Annotated in this window: 1 protein-coding gene; it reads left to right on the top strand. The window is 70.9% G+C overall.

Going from position 1 to position 5,325, the window contains the following annotated elements:
- Window positions 1-3,449 precede the first annotated feature (3,449 nt).
- Window positions 3,450-5,036 carry an ISL3 family transposase gene (locus AA75_RS14715; protein WP_149038134.1) on the top strand — a complete coding sequence of 529 codons (1,587 nt, stop codon included), beginning with the start codon at window positions 3,450-3,452 and terminating at the stop codon, window positions 5,034-5,036.
- Window positions 5,037-5,325: the final 289 nt, after the last annotated feature.

Consider the following 5,325-nt stretch of genomic DNA (forward strand, 5'->3'; position numbering starts at 1 on the left):
CGCCGTCTCCTCCGGAGACATGACGCGCCGTCACTACGTGACGGAATGTTGTATCGCCACTCCGTGGCTCCAGCCAACTGATGGACGGGGTGGTACACCTTGCCGCCCCTTTCTGTACCGGTGGAAGTGGTGCAGACGGAGGGGTTGCCGGTGCCTCTCCTTGCTCCGCCGGCCTGCCTTCCCTCACCCACCAAAGGGAGCTGAGGGCACGTCATGGGCCCTATGAGCTGCCATTTCATGCGAACTCTGTGCTCCTTCGAGAGACCATCCGGATCGCCGGGCCGGGAGGTGGCTCCGGCCTTGAGCAGTGCGGGTTCGGCGGGTCATCCTCGGCCTGCCGCTTTCTGTACCATCAGTATGGCATAGATGTACCGGCGGTACAACCATCGTTCTGTGACTTTCTGTCACATCTTCTGGGCAACCTATGGTCTGGACCACCTAGCCAGTCTACGGGCTCCAATTTGGAATTAGAAGCTCCTGGAGTATGTGCCAGGGGCGATGAGGTCAATTCTGTACCAAGCCCGATCGATTTGCAAGGGGCTTGGCTCCCGAATCAGATCGTGGCTTCGGCAGTTTGCCTGTCGCGGCTGCCCGCCGGCTCTGTATCAGAATACCAGTGTTGGGAGTTCCCGCCGGATGTTCTGTCCCCATTCCGAGGGCTTCGATCCGTAGCCGGCCGCCGGGCTCTCTGGCTTCACGAGCTCTGCGCGGTGCCGTCGCGGGCCCGTAGGGCGGCAGCCCGCCATCTGCCTCGCTCTCCCCATGATACGAGCCTAGTCGCGCTGTAGGACTCGGTCGACGGCCTCTGAGGGGGCGCAGCGTGGTGGTGGGTGGGTTGGGTGGTGGTGGGTCAGTTGATTGGTTTGGTGGTTTTCGGTTCCGGTTATTGGCGGTGCTGGTGTTGGGGGAGTTTGTGGGTTTGTTGGTGGTGCTTTCCCTGCGTGGCTCTTCCGGGTTTTCTTGAGGTGTTCGCGGTGGCTTCGTTTTTGGTTCTATTGCTGCGCTTCCCTTGTCGTGTTCGGGGTTTGATGGGGTTGTTGTGGTGGGTTTCTGGTGGTGTCGGTGGGGTTCTGTTGAGGATTTGATTTGTTGGTGGCCGTTGTGTTGTGTTTCTTGATTGTTTATTGATTTCGTTGGTCAATTCCCTCGGCTTCGATATTCATTTGCCTTTCCGGTTGGCATTTCGGAGTGATTCCATTCGCATCATGCGGGGTCAAGTTGGTTTTATCTGTGGTCTTTTGTAGTCGCTGTGATTCAACTTCTGTTCTGTGAGCTCCAGTTGTTCACGTGGTTCATCCAACTTGCTTGCTGGGGTGACGTGTTGGATCGGATGGGTCGTCGTTCTGGTGTGGTCAGGGGGTGGCTGCTGGGCTGGTCGGGCGGGCGGCTCCGCGGACCCTTCTCTCTGGGTGGAAGGGCTCTTGCTGGCTTGCTGCTGGCCCCCGGCTCGGCGGCCAGGGCCGGAGGCCTTGGTGGAGCGGCGCAGCGGCGGGGGCGGGGTTCGTTGAAGCCTTGGGAGTCGGGCGGGCACACAAGGGGTGGCCCGGGGGCGGTGCGCCGCTGTCGGCCGGGCGGACAGCGGGTAGGCCGGCCACGGCGCGGTGGTGGATCCGGCGCGGCGCAGCGGCGGGCGAGCGGGCCGGGGTGGGAGGAGCGGGCCTGGGCCGGTCCCGGCGGCAGGGTTCGGGTAGCGCGTCGGCGCCCGGGGGCTCGGCCGGGCCTCGGCGGCTCCACGAGCAGTGGTTGGCCCGAGGGGGAGGGTGAGCGCTGCACGGTGGCCTGGTGGCGTGCTCAGGCCCTCCGGGCCCGGTCAGGGCCGGCGGTTGTCGGTACGGCGGCCGGGCGGAGCGGCGGCCGGGCGTGGGCAGGGCCAGCGGGTCGGTTGGCGGTGGGCTCCACACTCTCGCCGTAGTCGGGCAGGGGCAGCACGGTGGTCCGGCCCGCCCTGGGCCTGCGGGCCGGGGCCGGGTCCGGCCAGGGACACGGTGGCAGGCAGCCCCTGGTGCGTCCCCGGTCCGGGGCCGGCCGCCCCGCGGCGGCAGAGCGGCGACCGGCCCGGCCCGGCCGTCGGCTGGCGGGGCGGACCTGGGCGGGGTCGGGCACACAGCGGGAGGGCGGTAGCGGCACCGGGGCGGCGGGCACCGGCAGCTGCCCGTGGGCGGTCCAGCTGTTCCATGGGGCCGGGTGGTGGGCGGCCAACCGCGTAGTGGACCAGCGGCGCCGGCCGGTGGCTGGCCTTCGGGGCGGTGGCCGGCCTTCGACCGGAGCACCCCGCAGCGGCCTGGCGCGGCACCGTCCGGCCTGGGCTGCAGCGGGACGGTCTGGTGGGCTCCGGCGCGGTGGTGGAGCCCACCAGGGGCGCAGCGGCGCGCGGGCGGGCGGAGCTGTGCGTGGTGGGGGTCGTCGGTGCCCTCTCGCGCTCGGCCGGGTGGTTGTCGGAGCGGCGCGCGGGCGGGCGGGTTGCGGTGGTGGAGCGGTACAACTTTCTTTCTGGTGAGGCGACTTCGGCTGGGGTTGGGGCGGGGCTTCGTGTCTTGGTCGGCCGGCCGGAGCGGCCGAGGGGCGGAGGCCCGTGTTCGGCCGTCGCAGTGTGGCTGCGGCTGTGAAGAGGAACCCCGGGGCCGGCCGGCGCGAACTCCAGAACACCGGTACGCGGTCGGCGGGCAGCTATCGGCCCCCTGCCCCGGCCGCGGTTCTGCAGGGCGGCACCCGGCCGGCTCCCCGGAGCGGTGGGCGGGGGCAGCACTCCCTGGTGTCGGGCGGGCTCACCACGGCGGCGGTCCGGCCGCAGGGGCTGCGTCCGGGACCGGGCGGGCGTCGCCGAGAAGCATCACCGGCCGGCAGGCGGCCGGTGAGCCGGACCACCTCCGGGCCGGCGCTGAGGGCGGCACCGCTGGACTGCGACTGGACTGCGAAGCGGCCGCCACCGCGCCGGACAGTCGGCGGCGGGCACGGGACAACCAGTGCCCCGGGCCGGGGCAGCCAGGTCCGGCGCCTGGCACGCCACGGCGGCGGCCGAGCGGCGGCACCGGACAGCGTTCTCGGCCCCGGTGGACCAGAGCGGCGGCCAGCACCGCAGTGGCCGGACAGCTCAGACGGCGGACCTCCTGGAGCGGGAAGGCAGTGAAGCAGCACTGCCCCGGGCAGGGACCGGGCCCCAGCACCGCCGGGAGGCGGGGCCGGGTGGGCCGTCGGAGCCGGCCGGGCGTGGGTGCTGAGAGGGCGCAGCCGGACGGGGCCGGCACAGCACCGGCACGGCGGCCGAGGGGCAGCACGGCCCCCCAGGCCGGGGCAACGGTTGCCGTCCTCGGGGCAGCCGGGGACGGCGGCCGGGAGCAGCGGCCGGGCCCCGGTGTTGGACGACTCTCAAGATGGCTCTGGCCGCGGTTGCGTGAATTCCCAGGTCACAGAGCGAATGCAGGAACGTTCACTCGGGGCAGTTTTCGATCATGGGGGCGTGCTCGATTGAAGATGTGCTCTTTCCCGGCATCGCTGTGCGGGTTGGGAGCGTCAAGGAGTTCTCCGGGGAACTCGTGGTTGAAGCGGTGGCCGTCGGGCCGTCAGGCCGGTGCCCGGACTGCCGAGTTGTCGCCGGGCGGGTGCACAGCTCGTACTACCGGCGGCTTGCCGAGAGGCCGGTAGGGCAGAGACAGGTGGTGGTCCGGCTCAAGGCCCGCAGGTTCTTCTGCGACCGGAAGTCCTGCCCCAGGCGAACCTTCGCCGAGCAGGTCACCGGTCTCACCGAACGGCACGGGCGCCTCACCCTGGGCATGAGGGAACGGCTGCACGCCGTCGCCGTGGAGCTCGGTGGGCGTCCGGGGGCCCGGCTCTGCCGCAAGGTGCAGTTGAGGGCCGGCCGGACTCTCCTGCTGGGTCTGCTGCAGGCCCCACCCGTTCCCGACCGTGCGCCGCGGGTTCTGGGAGTGGACGACTTCGCCCTGCGGCGCAGGACCCGGTACGCGACCGTGTTGGTCGACGTGGAGGCCAGCAGGGTGGTGGACGTACTGCCTGACCGGACGGCGGAGACGCTCGCCGCCTGGCTGACCGCGCACCCCGGTGCCGAGGTGATCTGCCGGGACCGCGCCAGCGCCTACAGCAAGGCGATCCGGCAGGCCGCACCGCAGGCTCTCGAAGTCGCCGACCGCTGGCATCTCCTGCAGAACCTCTCGAACGCGCTGGAGAAGACCTGCCGCCAGCACCGTGCCTGCCTGCGGAAGTACGCGGAGCGCGAGGCGAAGCCCGCTCCACCCGATGTCGAGGCGCCGCTGCAGGAACTGCCCAGCACCGCGCTCGTCGAGCGGACCCGCCACCGTTACACGGACGTCCACCGCCTCCTGGACGAGGGCCGGACGGTTGCTGCCGTCGCACGCGAACTCGACCTGGACTGGCGGACGGTGAACAAGTACCGCAAGACACCACTGGACGATCTGCTTGCCTCGGCGGCCAGCCGACGCCCGAACACCGAGCTGGCGGCCTACAAGCCCTACCTCCACGAGCGGTTTGCCCAACTCGGCTCCCAGGCGACCGGCCACCGCCTCCACCGAGAGCTCCGCGAACGCGGATTCTCCGGCCACGTGAGGACCGTCCAGCGGTACGTCGCACGCCTGACCATCGGCCAGGCCGAGACCCCGCACCCGCCGATGCCCCACCCCAGCACGATCGCCGCCTGGGTCACCCGCCGCCGACAGGCACTCACCGACGAACAGGAGGCCCAACTGCTCCGGGTCCGGCTCGCCTGCCCCGACATCACCCGGGCCTGCGATCTCACCTGGGCCTTCACGGACATCACCCGCAACCGGCGCGGCACCTTGCTGATGGAGTGGATCCGGCAGGCGAACCACGACGGCCCCGAGCCACTGCGCGGCTTCGCCAACTCCCTGCTCCAGGACTTCGACGCGGTCACCGCCGGCCTCACCCTCGAATGGAGCTCCGGCATCGTCGAAGGCCACGTCAACAGAGCAAAAACGATCAAGCGAGCCATGTACGGGCGAGCAACCTTTCGCCTCCTCCGCACCCGCATGATCATCCAGGCGTGAGCTTCACGCAACCGCGGCCAGAGCCATTTTCAGCGTCGGGCAACACCCCGGTCGGTCCAGCGGCGGGCGGCGAGGGCACCTGTTCAGGCCGGGACCCGGCCGCCCGGGGACGGCGCCGGAGCGGCGGCCGGGCTGCGGCCACCGGGCCGGGGAGGAGGTGGAGCAGCGGCGGGGGTCCGGGGCAGGACCGGGAGCGACCCGGCAGGCACGGGGGCGGGGGCGCAGCAGCGGGGCCCGGCCGGACGGCGGCCGTCCGGCGGAGCGCCGAGCCGGCGCCGGGCGGGCAGCT

The sequence above is a fragment of the Kitasatospora sp. MBT63 genome, assembly GCF_000710465.2.
In the GTDB taxonomy this organism is placed as follows: Bacteria; Actinomycetota; Actinomycetes; order Streptomycetales; family Streptomycetaceae; genus Kitasatospora.